Here is a 23,231-nt window from a genome sequence, read left to right as displayed (position 1 = left end):
GGAGTTTCGTAAATGGCAGTTGCCTCCGGCGCCTACAAGAAAGCCCTCGAGGGCGACCAGACACCAAAACAGGTGCTGGTCAAAATCGACCGGGTCACGAAGAAGTTCGACGAGACGATTGCCGTGGACGACGTGTCCCTGGAAATCAAGAAGGGCGAAATTTTTGCTCTGCTCGGCGGTTCGGGATCGGGCAAATCCACCTTGCTACGGATGCTTGCAGGCTTCGAACGGCCCACGGAAGGGCGGATTTTCCTCGACGGCGTCGACATCACCGACATGCCGCCGTACGACCGTCCGATCAACATGATGTTCCAGTCTTACGCTTTGTTCCCGCACATGACCGTGGCGCAGAACATCGCCTTCGGCCTGCAGCAGGACAAGATTCCCAAGGCTGAAATCGACGCCCGCGTGGCCGAGATGCTCAAGCTGGTGCAGATGAGCCAGTATGCCAAGCGCAAGCCGCATCAACTGTCCGGCGGTCAGCGTCAGCGCGTGGCCCTGGCCCGCTCGCTGGCCAAGCGCCCGAAGCTGTTGCTGCTCGACGAACCGATGGGCGCACTGGACAAGAAACTGCGTTCGCAGATGCAACTGGAACTGGTGGAAATCATCGAGCGCGTCGGCGTGACCTGCGTGATGGTGACCCACGACCAGGAAGAGGCCATGACCATGGCCGAGCGCATCGCGATCATGCACCTGGGCTGGATCGCGCAGATCGGCAGCCCGATCGACATCTACGAAACCCCGACCAGCCGTCTGGTCTGCGAATTCATCGGCAACGTCAACATCTTCGAAGGCGAAGTGATCGACGACGCCGAAGGCCACGCGACCATCACCTGCAAGGACCTCGACCGGCAGATCTACGTCGGTCACGGCATCAGCACCTCGGTGCAGGACAAGTCGGTCACCTACGCGATTCGTCCGGAGAAGCTGCTGGTCACCGCCGACATGCCGACCTGCGAGTACAACTGGTCGAGCGGCAAGGTCCACGACATCGCTTATCTGGGCGGACACTCGGTGTTCTACGTCGAATTGCCGAGCGGCAAACTGGTGCAGTCGTTCGTCGCCAACGCCGAACGTCGCGGCGCGCGTCCGACCTGGGGCGATCAGGTCTACGTGTGGTGGGAAGACGATAGCGGCGTGGTACTTCGCTCATGAACATGCGCAAATTCAAACGCCGTATAAACCGAATCATCCCCAATGGCCGGCAGATGGTCATCGGGGTGCCGTTCATCTGGCTGTTCCTGTTCTTCATGCTGCCGTTCTTCATCGTCCTGAAGATCAGCTTCGCCGAAGCCGACGTGGCGATCCCGCCTTACACCGAGATCTACACCTACGCCGAGCAGAAGCTGCAAGTGCTGCTGAACCTGGGCAACTACGCGTTGCTTGGTGACGACGAGCTGTACATCGCGGCCTATCTTGGCTCGCTGAAAATGGCTTTTATCAGCACCGTGCTCTGCCTGCTGATCGGTTACCCGATGGCCTACGCCATCGCCAGCGCGCGCAAAGAGCTGCAAACGGTGCTGGTGCTGCTGATCATGATGCCGACCTGGACGGCGATCCTGATCCGCGTCTACGCGTGGATGGGCATCCTCAGCAACAACGGCCTGCTCAACGGCTTCCTGATGAGCATGGGCCTGATCGACGAGCCGCTGCAGATTCTCAATACCAACCTGGCGGTGTACATCGGGATTGTCTATTCGTACCTGCCGTTCATGATCCTGCCGCTCTACGCCAACCTGGTCAAACACGATCAGAGTCTGCTGGAAGCTGCGTCTGATCTGGGTTCGAGCACCTTCAACAGCTTCTGGAAAATCACCATTCCGCTGTCCAAGAACGGGATCATTGCCGGCTGCATGCTGGTGTTCATTCCGGTGGTCGGCGAGTTCGTGATCCCGGAACTGCTCGGCGGCCCGGAAACCCTGATGATCGGTAAGGTGCTCTGGCAAGAATTCTTCAACAACCGCGACTGGCCGGTGGCGTCCGCGCTGGCGGTAGTGATGCTGGCGATCCTGATTGTGCCGATCATTCTGTTCAACCGCAGTCAGGCCAAGGAAATGGAGGGTAAAGAATGAAGCGCTTCCGTTTCTCCAGCCTGATGCTGGTATTGGGTCTGCTGTTCATCTATCTGCCGATGCTGATCCTGGTGATCTACTCGTTCAACGCCTCGAAACTGGTGACGGTGTGGGGCGGCTGGTCGATCAAATGGTACGTCGGCCTGCTCGACAACTCGCAACTGATGGGCTCGGTGCTGCGCTCGCTGGAAATCGCCTGCTACACCGCGGTTGCTGCGGTGGCATTGGGTACCCTGGCCGCCTTCGTGCTGACCCGTATCACCCGCTTCAAGGGCCGTACGCTGTTCGGTGGCCTGGTGACTGCGCCGTTGGTGATGCCGGAAGTGATCACCGGTCTGTCGCTGTTGCTGCTGTTCGTGGCCATGGCCCAAATGATCGGCTGGCCGCAGGAGCGCGGCATCGTCACCATCTGGATCGCCCACACCACTTTCTGCGCGGCGTATGTGGCGGTGGTGGTGTCGGCGCGCTTGCGTGAGCTGGACCTGTCGATCGAAGAGGCGGCGATGGACTTGGGCGCGCGGCCGTGGAAGGTGTTCTTCCTGATCACCATCCCGATGATCGCGCCGTCACTGGCGGCGGGCGGGATGATGTCGTTCGCGCTGTCGCTGGATGACCTGGTGCTGGCGAGCTTCGTGTCGGGCCCGGGTTCGACGACCCTGCCGATGGAAGTGTTCTCGGCGGTGCGCCTGGGTGTGAAACCGGAAATCAACGCCGTGGCCAGCCTGATTCTGCTGGCCGTGTCGCTGGTGACCTTCCTCGTCTGGTTCTTCAGCCGCCGCGCCGAAGAAGCCCGCAAGAAAGCCATCCAGCAAGCCATCGAAGAAAGCGCTGCCGATTCGTGGAAACAACCGGACGCACGTCGCGCGCCTGCGCCACAGACTGTGTGAGCCGGCGGGTTGGTTTCATTCCCGAGGCCAACCCAAATCAAAATGTGGTAGCGGGCTTTTGTGGTGAGGGGATTTATCCCCGATGGACTGCGCAGCAGGCCTTTTTTTGGGGTCGCTTCGCAACCCCACGGGGATAAATCCCCTCGCCACAGGGCCCAGATTCCAAATCTGGTTTTAAGCAGTCCAGGGAGACTGGCGGATGACCTCGACGAAATTCATCGGTTTGAACCCTGGCTCCTGATCCACCAGCACATCAGTCTTCACATTGCCAAACGTGGTCTGCGGGCGATGACGCAAGCCGTCGGCGAACGCGCAGATGATGCACTCCTTGAAACCCTCCCCACGTGGATGCGCATGCACCACCGCTTCGCGCTGCACGCTGCTGAACGCCGCGTAGTCCATGCCCAGCACGTCCATCTCCACCCCGGCCGTCACCAGCGCGACGGTCGGGCGCAGATGCCTGGGTACGCCCGGCGTGGTGTGCAATGCGATCGACAGCCAGACTTGCTCGATATCGTCGTCGCTCAGCCCGTACGGTGTGAGAAAGGCTGCGGCGGCATTTGCGCCGTCCACTTCAAAGCGCTCGTCATCGCTGCGATGACCTGCGACCAGACCAAGGTCGTGGAACATCGCGCCGACATACAGCAGCTCCGGGTTATAGGCCAGTCGCTGGCGCTCGCCGCTCAGGGCACCGAACAGAAACACCCGGCGCGAGTGGTGATAGAGCAGGTCGGATTCGATGTCGCGGATGTATTCGGTGGTGGCCCGGGCGAGGGCGCTGTCAGGGATCTTGATGCCGGCGATAGTGCTGGTCATAACGGTTTCCTCGTCGAAAAACGCCGTCGTGGCGCTGCTGGAGAAAGTCTGTTCCCCGCGCGCCAAGCGAACAATCGAGTCATGGATGCGATCCTTGCCATTGCACCTGCAAATCGTGCCAAGCTCACTTGTCGGGTGTGGGCTGGCCAGGGTTAGCTCGATCAACCATTTGGACATGGCCCATGTGGGAGCGAGCTTGCTCGCGAAAGCGGTTTCTCATTCGACAGCTATGTTGCGTGTGTTGGCCTCTTCGCGAGCAAGCTCGCTCCCACGGGTTTGTGTGTTTGCCAAAGGATCGAGGACGGTTGAGTCATGAACAAATCCGTCGCCATTGTGGTGTTCCCCGGCGTGCAGTCACTGGACGTCAGCGGCCCGATGGACGTGTTCGCCGAAGCCAACCGCTTTCTTGCGCCGCAGGATCACTATCGCTTGCAAGTGATCGGCGTCGAGCATGGACCGATGGCCTGTTCCAACGGCATGAGCCTGAATGCCCATCGCCACTTCAGCGAAGCAAAGGATAGCCCTGACCTGTTGCTGGTCGCCGGTGGCCCGCAATTGCCGTTCATGGATTTTGGCCCCACGTTCGATGCCTGGCTGCGTGAAGCCTGTGGCCGCGCCCGGCGTTTCGGCTCGATCTGCAATGGCGCGTTCATGCTCGCCCGCGCCGGTTTGCTCGAGGGGCGCACTGTCACCACGCACTGGAACGATGCCGAGGCGTTGGCGCAGTTGTGCCCGACCACGCGGGTCGCGGCGGATCGCCTGTATGTCGAGGACGGCGCGCTCTACACCTCGGCCGGGGTCACCGCGGGCATCGATCTGTCGCTGTACCTGCTGGCGCGCGACCACGGTGCCGAGGTCGCGCTGAGTGTGGCGAAACGGCTGGTGGTGTTCACCCAGCGCTCGGGCGGGCAATCGCAGTTCAGCCCATTCCTCACGCCGCATGCCGAACCGACGTCAGCGGTAGCGCTGGTGCAGTTGTATGTGCTGGCCAATCTCACTGGCGATCTGACGATCGCCGATCTGGCCAATGCGGCGAACATGAGTGCGCGCAATTTCTCCCGGGTATTTGCGCGAGAAGCGAAAGTGACCCCGGCGGAGTTTGTCGAACGGGCGCGGGTGGATGCGGCGCGGGTCATGCTGGAAAGCACCACGGCGCCGCTGAAGACCGTGGCCTATCAGTGCGGGTTTCGTGATGCGCAGCATATGCGCAGTGTGTTCAACCGCAGATTAGGCGTGACGCCGCAGCAGTTTCGGATGAATTTTGCGCTGAATGTTTGATCCGGGCTTGAGCTCGAAAGCCCTCACCCCAGCCCTCTCCCAGAGGGAGAGGAAGCCGACTGCAGTGTCTGGCGTGTTACATCGACCTGAAAGACGTTATCGATTATGGATTCGGCGCCAATCTTTCACGTCGGCGTTTCTCATGAATATCCCCCAATCGGTCCCCTCTCCCTCTGGGAGAGGGCTAGGGTGAGGGGCTCTTCAGGGCTTGCGCGCCGGCAGCAGCTTCAACGTACTGCGCGTATTCGCCAGCACCTCTTCCTCACTGAAATGCGCCTGCACATAAATCCCCTCCACATACGCCTCGGCCTGGTCGTCATAGTGACTGTCCAGTGGCACGCCACTCTGGCCGACCGGGTTGATCGTCAGTCCATGCACCGGATCGGCGAAGTCCACCAGGCGTCGGGTCGACGGTCCATACGTCACCGGCCACGGAGCCGGGCCGATCTTTGCCGAGAGGTTGTTCGGCACTTCGTGGCTGCCCGGCGCTGCGAACGGGCCGACGTTGAACAGGCGATCCAGCGGCTTCTGCTGCCCCAGCGGATGGCCGTGGGTGAGGGTGTGCGCCGCGCCCCACTGCCAACCGGCCACGTTATCGCCGAGGGTCAGTTTCAGATGCGCCATGCTCGCCGCCCACGCCGTGCGCACGACATTGGCGCGGGTTTCTTTGGCCGGCGTGCTGCGATTGTCCCACCACGGTGAATCCGCCTTGGCCGCCAGGCGTGGCAGCGCCGAATCGATCACCCTCGTCGACAGCAGTGTTTCGAAGAAGTCATTGCCCAACTCATCGCGCATCGCCGCGTCGGCAAGGTCGTAGAGGAATTGGTTGAACAGCGTCGCGCTGATCGAATTCAGCGGATAGTCGCCGGGCCACTGCGCCAGTTGCTCGACCAGTTTCAGCTGCGCCGGATCACTGACCACCTCACGCAACACCGGCAGCAGCGGCGCCAACAGGCGCGGGCCGTAACCGGTCGCCGTGCCCAGTTGCAGTTGCTGGTTGGCCTCGTTGCTCCACTTCACCCGGTTGTCGCTGAGCTGACGGTCAAGCTGCTGACCACGATCGGCAAGGTTGTAGTAACCGGGGATCTCCATGCCGGTCGGCGACACGGGCTGGAAGTTGGCCGAGACGATATAGCCGCGCGCCGGATTCTCTTCCTGCGGGTTGGCGCTGAACGGGTAATAGCCTTCCTTGTCCGCCTCAGGCGTGCTGCCGTCGAGGATGAAGCCCGGTTTCACCCCGGCCGGACGTTTGGGCAGCAGGGCCGAGGCCCACCAGGCGATATCGCCTTTGGCGTTGGCGTACACCAGATTCAGGCCCGGCGCCTGCACCTTGGCCGCTGCCGCGCGGGCCTTGGCCAACGTGTCGGCGCGGTTGAGCTGGTAGAAACCGTCGAGGATCGGGTTGGGTGTTTCGAGGAACGCCCACCACATCGCAATCGGGATCTTGCCGGCAGCGCTGCCAAGAGCATCGTTGACGATTGGCCCGTGCGGGGACTGGCGCAAGGTGAGGGTCACCGGCGCCTGCCCCTTCACATTGATCTGTTGTTCGCTGACGAGCATCTCGGTCCACTGACCGCGATACCAGACTTGATTGGGGTTGTCCGGGTTGACCTTCTCGGCGATCAGGTCGAGATCGTCGTTCTGGAACATTGTCAGGCTCCAGCCGAAATCGAGGTTGTGTCCCAGAAACGCGAACGGCACCAGTGCCTGATGATGGCCGTACAACTCGAAACCCGGCGCCGACAGCTGCGCCTCGTACCACACCGACGGCACCGAAAAGCGGATATGCGGATCGCCGGCCAGCAACGGCTTGCCACTCTGGCTGCGGCTGCCGGCAATCACCCAGGCGTTGCTGCCTTCAAACTGCGGCAGGCCGTTGTCGAGCAGCGCCTGTTCGCTGAGGCGGGCGAGGGCGGTGAGGTCCTGCCAGTCGCCGGCGGCGAGGGCCGGTGCGTGGCGGGTGTGATCGGTGGCCAGAACGCCTTTGGCCTGCCAGTCCAGATCGAAGACATTGAGGTAATCGGCGCCGAGCTGATCGCGCACGTAGGTCAGCAGCGGCTCGGTGCGGAACGCGGCGGCAAAGCTGTAGGCCATGTAACCGGCGACGCTGATGCTGTCTTCGGCAGTGAACGGCCGCTTGGGGATGCCCAGCACGTCGAACTCGATCGGCGCGGCGTGGCTGCTCTGATATTGGTTGATGCCGTCCAGATAGGCTTGCAGGCCCTTCCACGCCGGCGACTGCTTGTCGAGGCTGGCGACGTAACTGGCCGCACGCTCGCGGATGCGCAGGCTGCGGAACAGTTTGTCGGTGTCGAGCAGTTTCGGCCCGAGCACTTCGGCCAGCTCGCCCCTGGCGAGGCGGCGCATGGCTTCCATCTGGAACAGACGATCCTGCGCGTGCACATAACCGAGGGCGCGATAGAGGTCGGTTTCATTCTCGGCGCGGATATGCGGCACACCGCGCTCGTCGTAGCGCACGGTCACTGAGCCTTGCAGGTTGCGCAACTCGACCTGGCCCTGGCGCGTCGGCTGCTTGCTGTAGATATACCCGCCGGCGGCGCCGAGCAGGACAACGATGAGCAAGGCAACGACGATCAACGCACGCTTCATGGTGACTCCTTGTGCAGGCGAAAAGGCCGCCCGTCGGGCTGCAAACATTTAGCACAGAGCATCTGTGCGGTGCAGCGCTGTCCTTGAAAAGTCCGGAATGCCTTACTTCGCGTCCGCCGGCCACGGGCAATAACAACCCACCGCCAGCGTGTGCGTGGCATTGACCGGGCGATCTTCCGTCAGGGCATGCAGAATCGGTTCGATAAAGCTGTTGCTGGAGTTGCAGGTCAAACCTTCGCTGTACGGGCCGAAGTAGGCGAGTTTGCCGCTACGATCCCAGATCGCCACGGCGGGGCTGGCGGGGATCTGTTCGGCGCCGGGCAGGACGATGATGGTTTTCAGGCTGGCGAGGGTGGCGGGCAACTGGCCGTGGCTGCCGGGCTTTTGCACGGCGAAGAACTCCACGCCGCGAGGACCGAACTGTTCGACCATCTCGCTCAGGTGCTGTTGATTGCCGACGTTGCACGGGCAGGCCGGGTCCCAGAAGTGCACCAGGCGGATATTGCCCGGCCCGGCGAGGTTGTCCGGCAGGCGCAGCGGGTCACCGGAAAATACCGTCGTATGTTCGCTGAACGCGCGCAGATAGCGGCCCTGAAACCAGTCATACGCCGCCCACAGCACCCCGGCGCAGATCAGCGCGAGCAGGCTGGCGAACAGTGCGGTGCGGTAGGGCGAACGCATGATTTCGGAATCTGAAAAGGTTGGCTAGCTTGCCATGCTTGCTCCGACAGATGAATATCGCAGGCCGATAAAGTCCGTTTACCGCTTTGGAATGTGCGCATGCCTGATACTTTCGACCCCGATCATTTACGCGCGAGCCTCAAGCCATTGGCCGAGTGGCAGCCGTTATCGGATGAGGCGAAGGCTTATCAGCGCTTCTACAAGACCGACTTCGCCGAGCGCGATGTGTGGCGCGGCATGGGGCGTTTCGAAGTCGATGGCTACGAGCTGGTCAGCCATTGCTGGTGGCCGGAGAAGGTCAAGGCGACGCTGTTTCTGCTGCATGGTTACTACGATCACATCGGCCTGTACCGGCATGTGATCGAATGGGCGCTGGATCAGGATTTCGCCGTGATTGCCTGTGACTTGCCAGGGCACGGATTGTCGAGCGGGCCACGGGCGAGCATTCGTGATTTCTCTGAATACCAGGACGTGTTGCAGGCGCTGTTCGCTGAAGCGAACTCGATCGCGCTGCCGCAGCCTTGGCATTTGTGCGGGCAAAGCACCGGTGGCGCGATTGTCGTCGATCATCTGCTCAACCATGGTGAGAACAGCCCGGCGCAGGGGCAAGTGATTTTGCTGGCGCCGTTGGTGCGGCCGAGGGCGTGGGGCTGGTCGCAGTTGAGTTATTACCTGCTGCGGCCGTTTGTACGCGGGGTCGCGCGACGCTTCAGCGAGAACTCCAACGATCCGGATTTCCTGCCGTTTCTGCAGGCCGATCCGTTACAGCCAAGGCGCCTGCCGACGAAATGGGTGGGCGCGCTGTCGCGCTGGATCATCCGCGTCGAGCACGCGAAAAAAAGTCCGCGACGGCCGCTGATCATTCAGGGGCAGGCGGACATGACTGTCGACTGGCAGCACAATCTGCAGGTGTTGAAATGGAAGTTCGACCGGCCGCAGATTCTGCTTCTGGCCGAGGCACGGCATCACCTGGCCAATGAAACGGCGGAGATGCGTGAGGAGTATTTCGAATTCTTGAGCAAGCGGATCAGGGGGCGGAATCTCTAGTGCCTGGGAGGGCCTCTTCGCGAGCAGGCTCGCTCCCACAGGGGAATGCGTTACAACTGTGGGAGCGAGCCTGCTCGCGAATGCGATCTTTCAGGTAACGAACATCACTGGCCGACCGCCAACCCCGCCCGAATCGCCGCCAGTGCCGCCTGGTAGTAAGCCTTGCCCTCGGTCGACTCGGCAAACGTCGCAAATTCTTCGAGCTCTTCATCCGACAAGTCGCGATAGACATAGAGCAGCGTGTTGTTCAGATCGGCGCCGATCTGATCCATCAGCCGCTGGCGCTGACCGTTCAACATGCCCTGTGCCTGTCCACCGCCGAGCAGTCCCGGGATCATCGAACTCAAGCTGTCCGCCGCTACGCCGGCAATCGCCAGGCTGACCTCGGCGCCCGCCTCACGGGCTGGCAGGGCCTGGGCGAGATGGCCGATGATCAGCAAGCGACTGTCGCTGGCCTGCATCTTCGGCAGGCCCTGAGCATTTTTTGCCAGTTGATCGCGACGGGTTGCGAGCAATTCGGCGGCGACGATTTTCTTGCCCAGCGGTGACTGGAAGAAGGTCAGCGCGGGTTTAGGGTCGGCGAGTTTCTGCCGCAGTTGCGCTTCGGCACGCTGATCCATGGCCTGCGCGGCAAAGCGTTGATTGCTGTTGTTGACCAGCGCCTGAAATACCGCAGGCGGCAGGCTGTTCTGATAGCGCTGCTGGGCGGCGCTCAGGGCATCGTTGAAATGCGCGCGTTGTTCTGGCCAGCCGGCGACCTTGTACAACTGATCAAAGCCGTCCGCCCAGGCGGGCAATACGCAGAACATCAACAGTGAAAAAAGCAAACGGCGCATAGGGACTCCTGTCAGCAGCGGACTATTGTCCGTGCGGTGCCGGTACTTGTCGAGAATTCGTAGCAAGGCGCTGCGTGGCTCTGTCGGATTTGTTGCCGTCGGCATACTATGCGCGCCATGCCGATATCCTCTGAACACCCGCTGCTGTTACGCATTGTCGACGACCTGGCCGAACGCGGCTGGTCGCAGCAGAACATCTTCCTGCCCGCCGATCTGACCCGGGCGCTGGCGGCCGAGTGCCGTAAACGTGAAGCCGAAGGTGAGCTGGCGCCGGCAGCGGTCGGTCGCGGGCCGTTTTCGGAGATTCGCGAGGGTATTCGCGGCGATCACATCCAGTGGATCGACCCGGGTCAGGCCGAGGCCACCGACCGTTACCTGAGCCTGATGGACAGTCTGCGCGAGGCACTCAATCGCGGCTTGTTTCTGGGGCTTGAGGATTTCGAATGCCATTTCGCCCTGTACCCGCCCGGCGCGTTTTACCTCAAGCACGTCGACCGCTTTCGCGATGATGACCGGCGCATGGTCTCGGCCGTCATTTACCTCAACGAGGCCTGGTTGCCGGAGGACGGCGGACAGTTGCGCATGTACCTGGGCGAAGAACGTGTGCATGACGTACAGCCGACCGGCGGCTGTCTGGTGGTGTTTCTCTCCGGCGAAGTGCCCCACGAAGTGATGCCGGCCCATCGCGAGCGCCTGTCGCTGACTGGCTGGTTCCGTCGCCGTGGCAACGAGCCGTTCTGAACATGGAAAAGATCCTGGTCAGTCGCTGCCTGCTTGGCCATCGCGTGCGCTATGACGGTGGCGCGAGCGGGCCGTTTGATCTGCTCGAGCAGTGGATCGAAGAAGGGCGCGTGGTGCCGTTGTGTCCGGAGGTGGCCGGTGGATTGCCGACGCCGCGGGCGGCGGCTGAGATTCCTGGCGGGCAGGGCGGTGAGGTGCTGGATGGCACTGCTGCTGTGATCACTACCGATGGCGAGGATGTCAGCGCGCAGTTTCTCGAGGGGGCGCGGCAAGCGCTGGAACTGGTGCAAAAGCACGGCATTCGGGTGGCGGTGCTCAAGGCCAACAGTCCTTCTTGCGGGAATCTGCTGACGTATGACGGCACGTTCAGTGGGGTCAGAGTCAGTGGCGAGGGGGTGACGGCGGCGTTGCTCAAGCGTCATGGGGTTCGGGTTTTCAGTGAGCTTGAGCTGGCTGAGGCGGCGGTGACTCTGGCGGCTTTGGACTGATCCGCCATCGTTGCCCTCACCCCAGCCCTCTCCCGGGGGGAGAGGGGGCCGACCGAGGTGTCTGGCGCTGTCCATCGACCTGAAAGACCTTGGCGACCAGGGATTCGACAAAGCCATGATCAGTCGATTTCGGATTCGGTATAGCAATCCCAAGTCGGCGTACCTCTAAAGCATCCCCGGATCAGTTCCCTCTCCCTCCGGGAGAGGGTTAGGGTGAGGGACTCTTACGGTTTCAACCACTTCTCGGACAACGCCGCCAACCGCCCATCCGCCTTGATCCGTTCCAGCGCGCTCTTGAGGCTGGCCTGAAACGCCGGATTGCCCTTCTGGAAGGGAATCGCCAACTCGACCGGCACTGCCGCTTTCGGCTTCGCTTCGGTCAACGCCTGCACCAGCACCATCGGCCGCGGCGTCTCGTCCTTCTTCGCCAACAACTGCCCATCAACCTCGCCGTACGGCTCGCTGAAGTCGAAACGATCCTTGAGTTCGGGTGTCAGTGCTATGTGGTTGAGCGCGACGTCGTACTTGCCGCTTTCAACGCCCTGGAGCAGGTCGCCCTGGTCGGTGACGATGAAGTCGGCGCGTACATCCAGCTCCTGGGCCAGAAGTTGCCCAAGCTCGACCTCGAACCCCGTGAGGGTGTCGCCCTCCTTGTAATTGAAGGGCGGTGTATTAGCCTCAAGGGCTATGCGCAGCTCGCCACGGTCGTTGACGTCATCAATCAGTTCGGCGTGAGCCAGCGGGCTCAGAAGGGGTAGCAGGCAGATCAGGCCAGGCAGCAGGCGCATGGTCACTCCTTTGAAATCATTATCGCGACGCTCTGATTCAGGCTCGCTTTGCTATGGTTGTCGAGTGCCTTCGACAACGAATGGTCATGAAGTTGTCATGACCGTGCGGATTTTACGGAAAAACTGGAGAAGAAAATGAAAAGCTTTATGTCACGTGCAGCGTTGGCCGGTGTGCTGATGGGTGTTTCGGTGCTGGCCAGTGCGGCGACACCGGCGCCGAAGGATGCTGAAGTGTTCATCGTTTCTCCCGAGGACGGCGCTACCGTCTCGCAGGAATTCAAGGTCAAGTTCGGCGTCAAGAACATCGCGCTGGCCCCGGCGGGTGACACCACCAAGAACACCGGCCACCATCACCTGCTGATCGACGTCGACGACCTGCCGGCCGAAGGCGCGCCGATCCCGACTGACGCCCATCACATGCATTTCGGCAAGGCGCAGACCGAAGCCACGATCAAACTGGCCCCGGGCAAACACACCTTGCAACTGATCCTCGGCGACAGCGGCCACATGCCGTTCGACCCATCGATCGTTTCGGAAAAAATCACGGTCAACGTGAAATAAAAAAAGGGAGCCCTGCGGGGCTCCCTTTTTTAATTCAGCTTCAAGTGGCTAGCTGCAAGCGGCAAGGTAAAGCAAAAGCGCTGTTCACTTGCCGCTAGTAGCTTGAAGCTTGCCGCTGCTTCTTCAGAAGAGAACACGGCTACGGATAGTACCGTTGACGTGTTGCAGCTTCTCTTGCGCCAGCTCCGAGTATTCGGCGTCGACGTCGATCACCACGTAGCCGACTTTCTCGTTGGTCTGCAGGAACTGACCGGAGATGTTGATGCCGTTTTCGGCGAAGACCTTGTTGATCTCGCTCATCACACCCGGGATGTTCTCGTGGATGTGCAGCAGGCGGTGCTTGCCAGGGTGAGCCGGCAGGGCCACTTCCGGGAAGTTCACCGACGACACCGAAGTACCGTTGTCGCTGTACTTGACCAGTTTCTCTGCTACTTCCAGACCGATGTTGGCTTGCGCTTCGGCGGTCGAGCCACCGATGTGCGGGGTCAGGATCACGTTGTCTAGGCCGCGCAGCGGGCTTTCGAACTCTTCGTCGTTGGAGCGGGGCTCCACCGGGAAAACGTCGATGGCCGCGCCGATCAGGTGCTTGTCCTTGATCGCGTCCGCCAGGGCGTCGAGTTCGACCACGGTGCCGCGTGCAGCGTTGATCAGAATGCCGCCCTTTTTGATGGCGCGGATTTCCTTCTCGCCGATCATCCACTGAGTGGCGGCAGTTTCCGGGACGTGCAGGGTGACGATGTCGGACATGCCCAGCAGCTCGTGCAGGTTGTTGACCTGCGTAGCGTTGCCCAGTGGCAGCTTGGTCACGGTGTCATAGAAGAACACCTGCATGCCCAGACCTTCAGCCAGCACCGACAGCTGAGTGCCGATCGAGCCGTAGCCGACAATGCCCAGCTTCTTGCCGCGGATCTCGAACGAGTTGGCGGCGGACTTGATCCAGCCGCCACGGTGGCAGGATGCGTTCTTCTCAGGGATGCCGCGCAGCAGCAGGATCGCTTCGGCCAGCACCAGTTCCGCTACGGAACGGGTGTTGGAGTACGGCGCGTTGAACACGGCAATACCGCGCTCGCGGGCCGCACTGAGGTCAACCTGGTTGGTGCCGATGCAGAAACAGCCGACCGCGACCAGTTTCTTCGCGTGATCGAAGATCTCTTCGGTCAGTTGCGTGCGCGAGCGGATGCCGATGAAGTGAGCGTCAGCGATCTTTTCCTTGAGCTGGGCTTCCGGCAAGGAACCAGTCAGGTATTCGATGCTGGTGTAGCCCGCCGCCTTGAGGACGTCGACAGCCGATTGGTGGACGCCTTCGAGAAGAAGGAACTTGATCTTGCTCTTATCGAGAGAAGTCTTGCTCATCTGCGTAAACCTGTATCCCGGAGAAAAATGGCAGGGAGGGAGCAGCCTGGAGCTGACCCGCACGGCAACAAAGCCGTCACCGCGGATCTGGCCTTGGGCACTGTCCTGCGGGGTCGGTATGCTAGCATAGCCACCCCGCTAAACACTCATTCCTGCGACGTGAAGCGTTCTCAGGATGACCATGAATTGTTCGAGAGTTCTGTCGATGACCAATCCTGCGCTGATTGATGAACTGAAGACCCTGGTTGAGCCTGGCAAAGTCCTCACCGACGCCGACTCCCTGAACACTTACGGCAAGGATTGGACCAAGCACTTCGCCCCGGCGCCGAGCGCCATCGTGTTTCCCAAGACCATCGAGCAAGTGCAGGCCGTGGTGCGTTGGGCCAATACCCACAAAATTGCGCTGGTGCCATCCGGCGGGCGCACCGGGTTGTCCGCCGCTGCGGTGGCGGCCAATGGCGAAGTGGTGGTTTCGTTCGATTACATGAACCAGATTCTCGACGTCAACCTCACCGACCGCACCGCCGTGTGCCAGCCGGGTGTGGTCACCGAGCATCTGCAGAACGTCGCCGAAGAGAACGGCCTGTACTATCCGGTCGACTTCGCCTCGGCGGGTTCCAGCCAGATTGGCGGCAACATCGGCACCAATGCCGGCGGGATCAAAGTGATTCGCTACGGCATGACCCGCAACTGGGTGGCCGGCATGAAAGTCGTCACCGGCAAGGGCGACGTGCTCGAGCTGAACAAGGACCTGATCAAGAACGCCACCGGTTACGACCTGCGCCAGCTGTTCATTGGCGCCGAAGGTACCCTCGGTTTCGTTGTCGAAGCGACCATGCGCCTTGATCGCGCACCGAAAAACCTCACGGCGATGGTCCTCGGCACCGCCGATTTCGATTCGATCATGCCGGTTCTGCACGCCTTCCAGGGCAAGCTCGATCTGACCGCGTTCGAGTTCTTCTCCGACAAGGCCCTGGCCAAGGTCATGGGCCGCGGCGACGTGCCGGCGCCATTCGACACCGAGTGCCCGTTCTACGCCCTGCTGGAATTCGAAGCGACCACCGAAGAAGTGGCCAACAGCGCGCTGGAGACCTTCGAACACTGCGTAGAACAGGGCTGGGTGCTCGACGGCGTGATGAGCCAGAGCGAAACCCAGTTGCACAACTTGTGGAAGCTGCGCGAGTACATCTCCGAAACCATTTCCCACTGGACGCCGTACAAGAACGACATCTCGGTGACCGTTTCCAAGGTGCCAGCGTTCTTGCGTGAAATCGATGCGATCGTTGGCGAGCACTATCCTGATTTCGAGATCGTCTGGTTCGGCCACATCGGCGACGGCAACCTGCACCTGAACATCCTCAAGCCGGAAAACCTGAGCAAGGACGAGTTCTTCGCCAAGTGCGCCACCGTCAACAAGTGGGTGTTCGAAACCGTCGAGAAATACAACGGCTCAATCTCGGCCGAGCACGGCGTCGGTATGACCAAGCGTGATTACCTGACCTACAGCCGCTCGCCGGCCGAGATCGAGTACATGAAAGCGGTCAAGGCAGTGTTCGACCCGAACGGCATCATGAACCCGGGCAAGATTTTCCCGGTTTGATCGGTAATCTCTGTTGAATCAATAAAGGCAGGAGTCGGTAAATGAGCTATCAGCACCAGTACGTCGACGGCACGCGCATTCACTTCCCGATCGGGAAAGTCGTGTGCATTGGCCGCAATTACGCCGAACACGCCAAGGAACTGGACAATCCGGTGCCGACCGAGCCGCTGCTGTTCATCAAGCCGGGCAGTTGCGTGGTGCCGCTGGAAGGCGGGTTCAGCATTCCGACCGAGCGTGGTTCGGTGCACTACGAAGCGGAAATCGCCGTGTTGATCGGCAAGCCGCTGTCGACCAAACCAAGCCGTGAAGAAGTCCTCGATGCGATCTCCGGCTTCGCCCCGGCGCTGGACCTGACCCTGCGCGACAAGCAGGCCGAGCTGAAAGCCAAGGGCTTGCCTTGGGAAATCGCCAAGTCGTTCGACGGCGCGGCGGTGATCGCCCCGTTCGTGGTCGGCAGCACCTTCGCTGACCTGACCGACATCGGCATCCGCCTGACCATCAACGGCGAAGTGCGCCAGGACGGCAACAGCAGCGCGATGCTCAACCCGATCGTGCCGATGATCCAGCACATGGCCGGCTGCTTCTCGCTGCAGGCCGGCGACGTGATCCTCACGGGCACGCCAGTGGGCGTCGGCCCGCTGAACGTCGGCGATGAAATCGTCCTCGAACTGCCGGGGGCGAGCAGCTTCAGCAGCAGCGTGCGCTAACCGCAGAACCCCTTGTGGGGGGTGAGCTTTTTGGTGAGGGGATTTATCCCCGGTGGCGCGCGAAGCGGGCCCCTTTTGATCTTAAAGAGGGGCCTGCTGCGCAGTCCAACGGGGATGAATCCCCTCGCCACAAGGGCCATTGAATATCTGAATGTGTTGCTGCTGGCAAATGCACACGGCAATCCCGCCATTTCCCGTTTTTTTCACATCCTCTCTGGATAATTCCCGCGATTCTGGCGTCTCAGCCGGCCTCTTTGTGCTATTACCCTTGGCCTGAATTAACGGAACGCATCCCTTGATGGCATCTTCAACTCAGCAGAAATCCCCCTCCCGTTCGCGCTTCGTCCTGCGCTGGTATGTCTGGCTGTTGCTGGTCATCGCGGCAGCCTATGGGCTGGCGTTCGCCATGCACTGGGATGATCGCGGCGTGCTGTGGGTGCTGGAGCGCTTCGAGAGCAAGGCAGAGCAGAAGGAGAGTGTCTGGCTGCCGGATTATCAGGTGGTGATCGATGCCAAGCCGCTGCCGGGCATGGAAAAGGACGAAGCTTCGGATCTGGCCTATAACCCGCAGACCAGGACCCTGTTTGCGGTGATGGGCAAGAATGCCTTCCTGGTCGAGCTGACGCTTCAGGGCGACGTTTTGCGCAAGATGCCGTTGGTGGGCTGGAGCAATCCGGAAGGCTTGACGGTCATGGAAAACGGTTTGCTGGCCATTGTCGATGAGCGTGAGCATACGCTGTCGATCGTTAAGGTCGATGCCGCGACCCGTGAGCTGAACATCGCCGATTTCCCCAAATACGACCTTGGGCCGTCGAAAGATCAGAACAAGGCTTTTGAGGCCATCACGTGGGATCCGCGCAATGAGCGACTTATTCTGGGGGAGGAACGCCCCCCGGCGCTGTTCACCTGGAAAAGCGATGGCGGCCAGACCCTGCAGGGCGAGAAGCAGAAACTGGCCAGCGATCAGCTGGATCTGCGCAACCTGTCGGCGCTGGCTGTCGATCCGCGCACTGGCCATCTGCTGGTGTTGTCCGCCGATTCGCACCTGTTGCTGGAACTGGACGAGGCCGGCAAGCAAGTCAGCTTCATGACATTGCTCGGCAATTTCAACGGTCTGAAAGACACCATCCCCCGCGCCGAAGGCATGACCATGGATGAGGAAGGCACGCTGTACATGGTCAGCGAACCGAACCTGTTCTACCGATTCGAAAAACATCGGTAACTTTCCCTACAGCAATTGCGGAATTGCGCAGTTGTCGTGCGAGGCAAGTGGCCATTAAGCTTCAATTCAGACGGGCGTGATATTTCATCGGCCTGTCATGAATCCGAGCCTGCCTGAATGCGTCGACTTGCCCGCCCCAAACCGCTGATCCTCGTCCTGTTGATGATTGTCCTGATCGCGTTGCTCGCGATCGGCCAATACCTGCGCCTGTTCGAGCGCGCCTGGTTCAACCTGCACACGCTGTGGCAACCGGTGAGCAGCGAGGCGATCGGCCTGGATCAATATCGGGTGATCATCGAAGCGCGACCGATCGACGGGCTCGACGATGACGTCTCGGCGCTGACCTACGATCCGGTGCGCAAAAGCCTGTTCACCGTGACCAACAAGAATTCCGAACTGATCGAACTGTCGCTGGAAGGCAAGATTCTGCGGCGCATCGCTCTGGTGGGGTTTGGCGATCCGGAAGCCGTCGAGTACATCAGCGCCGACACCTACGTGATCACCGACGAGCGTCAGCAACGCCTGATCAAGATCCACCTTGAAGCCGACACCACTTTTCTCGATGCCGAAGATGCGGAGCAAATGACCTTGGGCGTGCACATGGCCAGCAACAAGGGTTTCGAGGGGCTGGCTTACGACTCGGTGGGCAAGCGGCTGTTCGTGGCCAAAGAACGCGACCCGATGCTGATCTACGAGGTCCACGGTTTTCCGCACTTCAAACCGGACAAGACCTACGCGGTGCACGTGATCAACAACCCCAAGCGCGATGCCGGGATGTTCGTGCGTGATCTGTCGAGTCTGCAGTACGACGAACGCAGCGGGCACTTGCTGGCACTGTCGGACGAGTCGCGGTTGATTATCGAACTGGATGTCGACGGGCGCCCCTTGAGCACCATGTCGATCAGCGGCGGGCGCCAGGGTTTGCAGAAAACCGTGCCGCAGGCGGAGGGAATTGCGATGGATGATGATGGCACGTTGTACCTGGTGAGCGAGCCGAATCTGTTTTACGTCTTCAAGAAGCCCACACAAAACTGACCAACACCACAAAACACTGTGGGAGCGAGCCTGCTCGCGAAGGCGGTGGATCAGTCTCTGAATATGTTGACTGACCCGATGCTTTCGCGAGCAGGCTCGCTCCCACAGGTTTATTCGTCTGCCCGTGATTCGGGCATTCTGTTACTCAGCCTTCAGGGTTTTCACGCCTTCACTGGTGCCCAGCAACAACAGATCCGCCGGGCGCGCGGCGAACAGGCCGTTGGTGACCACCCCGACGATGGCATTGATCTGCGCTTCCAGCTCCACCGGGTTAGTGATCTGCAGATTGAACACGTCGAGGATGATGTTGCCGTTGTCGGTCAACACGCCTTCGCGGTACACCGGGTCGCCACCGAGTTTCACCAGCTGGCGGGCTACGTGGCTGCGGGCCATCGGGATCACTTCCACCGGCAGCGGGAACTCGCCGAGCACCGGCACCAGTTTGCTGGCGTCGGCGATACAGATGAAGGTCTTGGCCACGGCGGCGACAATCTTCTCGCGGGTCAGGGCTGCGCCGCCGCCCTTGATCAGGTTCAGGTGCGCATCGCTTTCATCGGCGCCGTCGACGTAGAACTCCAGATCGCTGACGGTATTCAGCTCATACACCGGAATCCCATGGCCCTTGAGGCGCGCGGCGGTGGCTTCGGAGCTGGCGACCGCGCCATCGAACGCGCCCTTGTGCTGGGCCAGTGCATCAATGAAGCAGTTGGCGGTGGAGCCGGTGCCGACACCGACGATGCTCTTGTCGTCGAGTTTCGGCAGGATGAAGTCGACGGCGGCCTGGGCCACGGCCTGTTTGAGTTGATCCTGGGTCATGCGGGCTCCGGAAGCGGGCAAGGGTTGGGCAGAAAGGCCGGCATTATAGGCCTCGCGGTGGTAGAGGGGGAAACAAGCTGTGGTGAGGGGATTTATCCCCGTTCGGCGACGCAGTCGTCGTAAAACCCAGGAACGCTGGTGTAACTGAAAAAATGCAGGGGAGCGCTTCGCACTCCAGCGGGGATAAATCCCCTCGCCACAACGGTGCTCACTCAAGAATGGGTTTCCAGACCTTAAAACCACCTGTTTAGTGTGGTCGCCTCGGCAAAAGGCGGGTTAGACTCGCTGGTCCCGCCCAATCGCCAGTGATGCTTTCCGATGCTCGAACAGTACGTCAAGAAGATCCTCACCTCGCGCGTTTATGACGTTGCCGTAGAAACCCCGCTGCAGAACGCCCGCCAGCTCTCCGAGCGGCTGGGCAACGACATCTGGCTCAAGCGTGAAGACTTGCAGCCGGTGTTCTCGTTCAAGATTCGCGGCGCCTACAACAAGCTGACGCAACTGAGCGACGAAGAGCGCGCTCGTGGCGTGGTCACCGCGTCGGCGGGCAATCATGCGCAGGGGCTGGCCTTGGCGGCGAAAGTGTTGGGCGTCAAAGCCACCATCGTCATGCCCAAGACCACCCCGGAAATCAAGGTCGAAGGCGTGCGTTCGCGCGGCGGCAAAGTGGTGCTGCACGGTGACTCGTTTCCGGAAGCGCTGGCCTACTCGCTGAAACTGGTCGATGAAAAAGGCTACGTCTACATCCACCCGTACGACGATCCGCACACCATTGCCGGGCAGGGCACCGTGGCGATGGAAATCCTGCGTCAGCACCCGCAGCCGCTGGATGCGATTTTCGTCCCGGTCGGCGGCGGTGGTCTGATCGCCGGTATTGCCGCGTACGTGAAGTATCTGCGCCCGGACATCAAAGTGATCGGCGTCGAACCGGACGACTCCAACTGCCTGCAAGCCGCGATGGCAGCGGGCGAGCGCGTGGTTCTGCCGACCGTCGGCATCTTCGCCGACGGCGTGGCGGTGGCACAGATCGGCCAGTACACCTTCGAGATCTGCAAGGATTACGTCGATGAAGTGATCACCGTCAGCACTGACGAGATCTGCGCCGCGATCAAGGATATCTACGACGATACCCGCTCAATCACCGAGCCTGCCGGCGCATTGGGCGTGGCCGGGATCAAGAAGTACGTCGAGCAGCGCGGCGTCAGCGGCCAGACTTTCGTCGCCATCGACTCCGGCGCCAACGTCAACTTTGACCGCCTGCGCCACGTCGCCGAGCGCGCCGAACTGGGCGAAGGTCGCGAGGCGATCATCGCCGTGACCATTCCCGAGCAGGCCGGCAGCTTCAAGGCGTTCTGCGAAGCCATCGGCAAGCGCCAGATCACCGAATTCAATTACCGCTACAACACCGGCAGCGAAGCGCACATCTTCGTTGGCGTGCAGACTCACCCGGACAACGATCCGCGCAGCGCCTTGCTGGCGAGCCTGACCGAGCAGGGTTTCCCGGTTATCGACCTGACCGACAACGAACTGGCCAAGCTGCACATCCGCCACATGGTCGGCGGCCGCGCGGCGCAGGTGGTCGATGAAGTGGTGCTGCGCTTCGAATTCCCGGAGCGCCCGGGCGCGCTGTTCAACTTCCTCAACAAGCTCGGCGGGCGCTGGAATATCTCGATGTTTCACTACCGCAATCACGGCGCAGCGGACGGCCGCGTGGTCGCCGGCCTGCAAGTGCCCCATGACGAACGTCATCTGGTGCCGGCGGCACTGGCGGAAATCGGCTACCCGTATTGGGATGAAAGCGACAACCCGGCCTATCAGCTGTTTCTTGGCTGAGCGGCTACGCTGATGGGCATGGATCTACGGAAGAGAACGACATGGAAACCCTGACCACCCTGAAAGTCCTCCACGTCGCGGCGACCGTGGTCATCCTCGTGAGCGGGCTGGGGCTCGCCGCCCTGACCTGGCGTAATCGCAGCGAAGGCCCGGCCAGTACGATGCGCCGTCCGTGGCTGTTCATCTGGTGTCTGATGCTGATCGGCATGCTCAGCATGCCTTTCACTGGCTGGTGGCTGGTACACCTGGTGGGCTGGCCATTGGGCCAATTATGGATTCTGGGGTCCAGCGTGATCTACGCCGTGGCCACGCTCAGCGCGGTCTGGCTGCTGGTCCGGCTGGATCGGCTTTGGACCAGTGGGGTGGGCAATCGCAAGTTCAATCTGGCCCTGGCGATTGTCAGCGGCGTCGGATTTGTCGCCATAGCGGCGTTGATGGGGGCCAAGCCGGTTTAAGGCTGGAGACCTTATCGCCTCCATTCGCGAGCAGGCTCGCTCCCACAGGAGATTTGCCAATGACACAGATCCAGTGTGGGAGCGAGCCTGCTCGCGAAGGCGATATCAGTCGCGCAACGAAATCACCGGCCAGCCACGCTTCTCGGCTTCGGCCCGCAGATTCGGATCAGGATCCACCGCCACCGGATTCGCCACCTGCTCCAGCAACGGCAGATCATTCATCGAATCACTATAGAAATAGCTGTCCTCAAGCGAATGCCCGGTCTCTTCCAGCCAGCGATTCAGGCGCGTGACCTTGCCTTCACGGAAACACGGAATGTCGGTGCTGCGCCCGCTGTAGCGGCCGTCGATCATCTCGCATTCGGTGGCGATCAGGGTTTCCACGCCCAGGCGCACGGCGATCGGCGCCGTGACGAAGCGGTTGGTGGCGGTAATGATCACCAGTTTGTCGCCGGCATCGCGGTGTTTTTTCAGCAGCTCCAGTGCCTTGGGCAGCACGATCGGCTCAATGCAGTCGCGCATGTAATCGCTATGCCAGGCGTCGAGTACGGCCATTTCGGTGCGGCCGAGAATTTCCAGGCAGAAGTTCAGGTAGGCAGCGTTGTCGAGCTTGCCGGCCAGGTAATCCTGATAGAACTCGTCGTTGCGCGCCTTGTAGGCGATCGGGTCGAGGAAGCCGCGCTCGCACAGATAATCGCCCCAGGCGTGATCGCTGTCGCCGCCCAGAAGGGTGTTGTCCAAATCGAATAAAGCCAGGCGCATTGCAGTTACCCGCTGAAAAGTCAGTAAAAAGGCGACAAGAATACGGTCTTTTCACAAGAGTGCACATAAGGTAGGAACCTTCGTTGCCGCCTCATCAAGCTTTGTGGAACAATGCGGCGACATGCGTTTGCGAGGTTGTTGCCGTGATCGACCCCGATGGTTTCCGCCCCAATGTCGGGATCATTCTGACGAATGACGCCGGCCAGGTGCTATGGGCTCGCCGTATCAATCAGGACGCCTGGCAGTTTCCGCAAGGGGGGATCAACCCCGAGGAGACGCCGGAAGACGCCTTGTACCGCGAGCTGAACGAAGAAGTTGGCCTGGAACGTGAAGATGTTGAAATACTGGCCTGTACCCGAGGCTGGTTGCGCTATCGTTTGCCGCAACGCCTGGTGCGTACCCACAGCCAACCGCTGTGCATCGGCCAGAAACAGAAATGGTTTCTCCTGCGCCTGATCTCCAACGAGCAGCGGGTGCGGATGGATCTGACCGGTAAACCGGAGTTCGATGGCTGGCGCTGGGTCAGCTATTGGTATCCGTTGGGCCAGGTGGTGACATTCAAGCGCGAGGTGTATCGACGCGCTCTCAAAGAGCTTGCCCCGCGCCTTTTAGCGCGCGACTGACGACGGAGTTCGACCCCGAG

Annotated in this window: 23 protein-coding genes; 15 read left to right on the top strand and 8 right to left on the bottom strand. The window is 61.0% G+C overall.

The annotated features are described in order from the left end of the window. Window positions 1-12: 12 nt before the first annotated feature. The 3 genes from ACYSTU_RS05515 to ACYSTU_RS05505 are packed head-to-tail and all read left to right on the top strand — an operon-like array spanning window position 13 to window position 2,959. The gene (locus ACYSTU_RS05515) at window positions 13-1,155 is read left to right on the top strand and encodes an ABC transporter ATP-binding protein (RefSeq protein ID WP_016772662.1); all 1,143 of its coding nucleotides are present in this window, start codon (window positions 13-15) and stop codon (window positions 1,153-1,155) included. A 35-nt stretch (window positions 1,156-1,190) separates the two neighbouring features. After that, window positions 1,191-2,072 carry an ABC transporter permease subunit gene (locus ACYSTU_RS05510; protein ID WP_177421658.1) on the top strand — a complete coding sequence of 294 codons (882 nt, stop codon included), beginning with the start codon at window positions 1,191-1,193 and terminating at the stop codon, window positions 2,070-2,072. Beyond that, window positions 2,069-2,959, top strand: coding sequence for an ABC transporter permease subunit (locus ACYSTU_RS05505; protein ID WP_016772664.1), 891 nt, complete (start codon window positions 2,069-2,071; stop codon window positions 2,957-2,959). The genes ACYSTU_RS05510 and ACYSTU_RS05505 overlap by 4 nt, the downstream gene beginning before the upstream one ends. A 174-nt stretch (window positions 2,960-3,133) precedes the next feature. On the opposite strand, the gene ACYSTU_RS05500 is transcribed toward ACYSTU_RS05505, so the two are convergent. Further along, window positions 3,134-3,775, bottom strand: a complete 642-nt coding sequence (locus ACYSTU_RS05500) for an HD domain-containing protein (protein ID WP_498996668.1) — start codon at window positions 3,773-3,775, stop codon at window positions 3,134-3,136. 312 nt (window positions 3,776-4,087) lie between these two features. Here ACYSTU_RS05500 and ACYSTU_RS05495 point away from each other — a divergent pair, with 312 nt between their 5' ends. After that, on the top strand, window positions 4,088-5,053 hold the full coding sequence (locus ACYSTU_RS05495; protein ID WP_498996662.1) for a GlxA family transcriptional regulator: 966 nt from the start codon (window positions 4,088-4,090) through the stop codon (window positions 5,051-5,053). A gap of 201 nt (window positions 5,054-5,254) precedes the next feature. Here the strand turns inward: ACYSTU_RS05495 and ACYSTU_RS05490 are convergent, their stop codons facing one another. After that, on the bottom strand, window positions 5,255-7,663 hold the full coding sequence (locus tag ACYSTU_RS05490) for a penicillin acylase family protein (RefSeq protein ID WP_498996658.1): 2,409 nt from the start codon (window positions 7,661-7,663) through the stop codon (window positions 5,255-5,257). Between the two features lie 102 nt (window positions 7,664-7,765). After that, window positions 7,766-8,344, bottom strand: coding sequence for a DUF6436 domain-containing protein (locus ACYSTU_RS05485; RefSeq protein ID WP_136493142.1), 579 nt, complete (start codon window positions 8,342-8,344; stop codon window positions 7,766-7,768). Between the two features lie 99 nt (window positions 8,345-8,443). Between ACYSTU_RS05485 and bipL the strand changes: the two genes are divergently transcribed. Next, window positions 8,444-9,391 (top strand): phospholipase BipL, encoded by a 948-nt coding sequence (gene bipL, locus ACYSTU_RS05480; RefSeq protein ID WP_024014713.1) that lies wholly within the window; start codon window positions 8,444-8,446, stop codon window positions 9,389-9,391. A 104-nt stretch (window positions 9,392-9,495) separates the two neighbouring features. On the opposite strand, the gene ACYSTU_RS05475 is transcribed toward bipL, so the two are convergent. Beyond that, window positions 9,496-10,227 carry a DUF2059 domain-containing protein gene (locus ACYSTU_RS05475; protein ID WP_123441772.1) on the bottom strand — a complete coding sequence of 244 codons (732 nt, stop codon included), beginning with the start codon at window positions 10,225-10,227 and terminating at the stop codon, window positions 9,496-9,498. 108 nt (window positions 10,228-10,335) lie between these two features. Between ACYSTU_RS05475 and ACYSTU_RS05470 the strand changes: the two genes are divergently transcribed. Beyond that, window positions 10,336-10,968 carry a 2OG-Fe(II) oxygenase gene (locus ACYSTU_RS05470; protein WP_498996651.1) on the top strand — a complete coding sequence of 211 codons (633 nt, stop codon included), beginning with the start codon at window positions 10,336-10,338 and terminating at the stop codon, window positions 10,966-10,968. A 2-nt stretch (window positions 10,969-10,970) separates the two neighbouring features. Beyond that, window positions 10,971-11,456, top strand: coding sequence for a 2-thiouracil desulfurase family protein (locus ACYSTU_RS05465; RefSeq protein ID WP_258604072.1), 486 nt, complete (start codon window positions 10,971-10,973; stop codon window positions 11,454-11,456). 224 nt (window positions 11,457-11,680) lie between these two features. On the opposite strand, the gene ACYSTU_RS05460 is transcribed toward ACYSTU_RS05465, so the two are convergent. Then, window positions 11,681-12,244 carry a transporter substrate-binding domain-containing protein gene (locus tag ACYSTU_RS05460; protein ID WP_262136555.1) on the bottom strand — a complete coding sequence of 188 codons (564 nt, stop codon included), beginning with the start codon at window positions 12,242-12,244 and terminating at the stop codon, window positions 11,681-11,683. A 135-nt stretch (window positions 12,245-12,379) separates the two neighbouring features. On the opposite strand from ACYSTU_RS05460, the gene ACYSTU_RS05455 reads away from it, so the two are divergent. After that, on the top strand, window positions 12,380-12,805 hold the full coding sequence (locus tag ACYSTU_RS05455) for a DUF4399 domain-containing protein (protein WP_039757489.1): 426 nt from the start codon (window positions 12,380-12,382) through the stop codon (window positions 12,803-12,805). 123 nt (window positions 12,806-12,928) lie between these two features. Here ACYSTU_RS05455 and serA read toward each other — a convergent pair whose 3' ends face one another. After that, on the bottom strand, window positions 12,929-14,158 hold the full coding sequence (serA, locus tag ACYSTU_RS05450) for a phosphoglycerate dehydrogenase (protein ID WP_024014707.1): 1,230 nt from the start codon (window positions 14,156-14,158) through the stop codon (window positions 12,929-12,931). Window positions 14,159-14,363: 205 nt separating this feature from the next. Between serA and ACYSTU_RS05445 the strand changes: the two genes are divergently transcribed. The 4 genes from ACYSTU_RS05445 to ACYSTU_RS05430 all read left to right on the top strand — a co-directional run bounded on the left by ACYSTU_RS05445 (window position 14,364) and on the right by ACYSTU_RS05430 (window position 18,722). Then, complete coding sequence (locus tag ACYSTU_RS05445; protein WP_252879061.1) at window positions 14,364-15,758, top strand: D-2-hydroxyglutarate dehydrogenase; 1,395 nt, start codon at window positions 14,364-14,366, stop codon at window positions 15,756-15,758. A 41-nt stretch (window positions 15,759-15,799) separates the two neighbouring features. Continuing rightward, window positions 15,800-16,465, top strand: coding sequence for a fumarylacetoacetate hydrolase family protein (locus ACYSTU_RS05440; RefSeq protein ID WP_024014705.1), 666 nt, complete (start codon window positions 15,800-15,802; stop codon window positions 16,463-16,465). Between the two features lie 298 nt (window positions 16,466-16,763). Then, complete coding sequence (locus ACYSTU_RS05435) at window positions 16,764-17,687, top strand: SdiA-regulated domain-containing protein (protein WP_498996639.1); 924 nt, start codon at window positions 16,764-16,766, stop codon at window positions 17,685-17,687. Between the two features lie 117 nt (window positions 17,688-17,804). Continuing rightward, a complete protein-coding gene (locus ACYSTU_RS05430; protein WP_262136553.1) occupies window positions 17,805-18,722 on the top strand; it encodes an SdiA-regulated domain-containing protein in 918 nt (305 codons plus the stop codon). Between the two features lie 141 nt (window positions 18,723-18,863). Here the strand turns inward: ACYSTU_RS05430 and rpiA are convergent, their stop codons facing one another. Beyond that, a complete protein-coding gene (gene rpiA / locus ACYSTU_RS05425) occupies window positions 18,864-19,538 on the bottom strand; it encodes a ribose-5-phosphate isomerase RpiA (protein WP_007913886.1) in 675 nt (224 codons plus the stop codon). A 318-nt stretch (window positions 19,539-19,856) separates the two neighbouring features. Here rpiA and ilvA point away from each other — a divergent pair, with 318 nt between their 5' ends. Continuing rightward, window positions 19,857-21,371, top strand: coding sequence for a threonine ammonia-lyase, biosynthetic (ilvA, locus tag ACYSTU_RS05420; RefSeq protein ID WP_024014702.1), 1,515 nt, complete (start codon window positions 19,857-19,859; stop codon window positions 21,369-21,371). Window positions 21,372-21,412: 41 nt separating this feature from the next. Next, window positions 21,413-21,826, top strand: a complete 414-nt coding sequence (locus tag ACYSTU_RS05415; protein ID WP_498996634.1) for a DUF2269 family protein — start codon at window positions 21,413-21,415, stop codon at window positions 21,824-21,826. A 105-nt stretch (window positions 21,827-21,931) separates the two neighbouring features. Here ACYSTU_RS05415 and ACYSTU_RS05410 read toward each other — a convergent pair whose 3' ends face one another. After that, the gene (locus ACYSTU_RS05410) at window positions 21,932-22,588 is read right to left on the bottom strand and encodes a histidinol-phosphatase (protein WP_130900345.1); all 657 of its coding nucleotides are present in this window, start codon (window positions 22,586-22,588) and stop codon (window positions 21,932-21,934) included. A gap of 143 nt (window positions 22,589-22,731) precedes the next feature. Here ACYSTU_RS05410 and ACYSTU_RS05405 point away from each other — a divergent pair, with 143 nt between their 5' ends. Next, window positions 22,732-23,211 (top strand): RNA pyrophosphohydrolase, encoded by a 480-nt coding sequence (locus ACYSTU_RS05405; protein WP_003229203.1) that lies wholly within the window; start codon window positions 22,732-22,734, stop codon window positions 23,209-23,211. Window positions 23,212-23,231: the final 20 nt, after the last annotated feature.

The organism is Pseudomonas glycinis (assembly GCF_054871425.1).
The sequence above is the reverse complement of the archived record's forward strand: the minus strand, read 5'-3'. Positions and strand labels throughout refer to the sequence as shown.

What these genes read in the sequence shown, in the direction of transcription:
- ACYSTU_RS05500 (WP_498996668.1), bottom strand. Translation starts at nt 3,775, where the DNA reads ATGACCAGCACTATCGCCGGCATCAAGATCCCTGACAGCGCCCTCGCC.
- ACYSTU_RS05455 (WP_039757489.1), top strand. Translation starts at nt 12,380, where the DNA reads ATGAAAAGCTTTATGTCACGTGCAGCGTTGGCCGGTGTGCTGATGGGT.
- ACYSTU_RS05410 (WP_130900345.1), bottom strand. Translation starts at nt 22,588, where the DNA reads ATGCGCCTGGCTTTATTCGATTTGGACAACACCCTTCTGGGCGGCGAC.
- ACYSTU_RS05445 (WP_252879061.1), top strand. Translation starts at nt 14,364, where the DNA reads ATGACCAATCCTGCGCTGATTGATGAACTGAAGACCCTGGTTGAGCCT.
- rpiA (WP_007913886.1), bottom strand. Translation starts at nt 19,538, where the DNA reads ATGACCCAGGATCAACTCAAACAGGCCGTGGCCCAGGCCGCCGTCGAC.
- ACYSTU_RS05415 (WP_498996634.1), top strand. Translation starts at nt 21,413, where the DNA reads ATGGAAACCCTGACCACCCTGAAAGTCCTCCACGTCGCGGCGACCGTG.
- ilvA (WP_024014702.1), top strand. Translation starts at nt 19,857, where the DNA reads ATGCTCGAACAGTACGTCAAGAAGATCCTCACCTCGCGCGTTTATGAC.
- ACYSTU_RS05505 (WP_016772664.1), top strand. Translation starts at nt 2,069, where the DNA reads ATGAAGCGCTTCCGTTTCTCCAGCCTGATGCTGGTATTGGGTCTGCTG.
- ACYSTU_RS05485 (WP_136493142.1), bottom strand. Translation starts at nt 8,344, where the DNA reads ATGCGTTCGCCCTACCGCACCGCACTGTTCGCCAGCCTGCTCGCGCTG.
- ACYSTU_RS05490 (WP_498996658.1), bottom strand. Translation starts at nt 7,663, where the DNA reads ATGAAGCGTGCGTTGATCGTCGTTGCCTTGCTCATCGTTGTCCTGCTC.
- ACYSTU_RS05435 (WP_498996639.1), top strand. Translation starts at nt 16,764, where the DNA reads ATGGCATCTTCAACTCAGCAGAAATCCCCCTCCCGTTCGCGCTTCGTC.
- serA (WP_024014707.1), bottom strand. Translation starts at nt 14,158, where the DNA reads ATGAGCAAGACTTCTCTCGATAAGAGCAAGATCAAGTTCCTTCTTCTC.
- bipL (WP_024014713.1), top strand. Translation starts at nt 8,444, where the DNA reads ATGCCTGATACTTTCGACCCCGATCATTTACGCGCGAGCCTCAAGCCA.
- ACYSTU_RS05495 (WP_498996662.1), top strand. Translation starts at nt 4,088, where the DNA reads ATGAACAAATCCGTCGCCATTGTGGTGTTCCCCGGCGTGCAGTCACTG.
- ACYSTU_RS05465 (WP_258604072.1), top strand. Translation starts at nt 10,971, where the DNA reads ATGGAAAAGATCCTGGTCAGTCGCTGCCTGCTTGGCCATCGCGTGCGC.
- ACYSTU_RS05430 (WP_262136553.1), top strand. Translation starts at nt 17,805, where the DNA reads ATGCGTCGACTTGCCCGCCCCAAACCGCTGATCCTCGTCCTGTTGATG.
- ACYSTU_RS05475 (WP_123441772.1), bottom strand. Translation starts at nt 10,227, where the DNA reads ATGCGCCGTTTGCTTTTTTCACTGTTGATGTTCTGCGTATTGCCCGCC.
- ACYSTU_RS05470 (WP_498996651.1), top strand. Translation starts at nt 10,336, where the DNA reads ATGCGCGCCATGCCGATATCCTCTGAACACCCGCTGCTGTTACGCATT.
- ACYSTU_RS05440 (WP_024014705.1), top strand. Translation starts at nt 15,800, where the DNA reads ATGAGCTATCAGCACCAGTACGTCGACGGCACGCGCATTCACTTCCCG.
- ACYSTU_RS05460 (WP_262136555.1), bottom strand. Translation starts at nt 12,244, where the DNA reads ATGCGCCTGCTGCCTGGCCTGATCTGCCTGCTACCCCTTCTGAGCCCG.
- ACYSTU_RS05515 (WP_016772662.1), top strand. Translation starts at nt 13, where the DNA reads ATGGCAGTTGCCTCCGGCGCCTACAAGAAAGCCCTCGAGGGCGACCAG.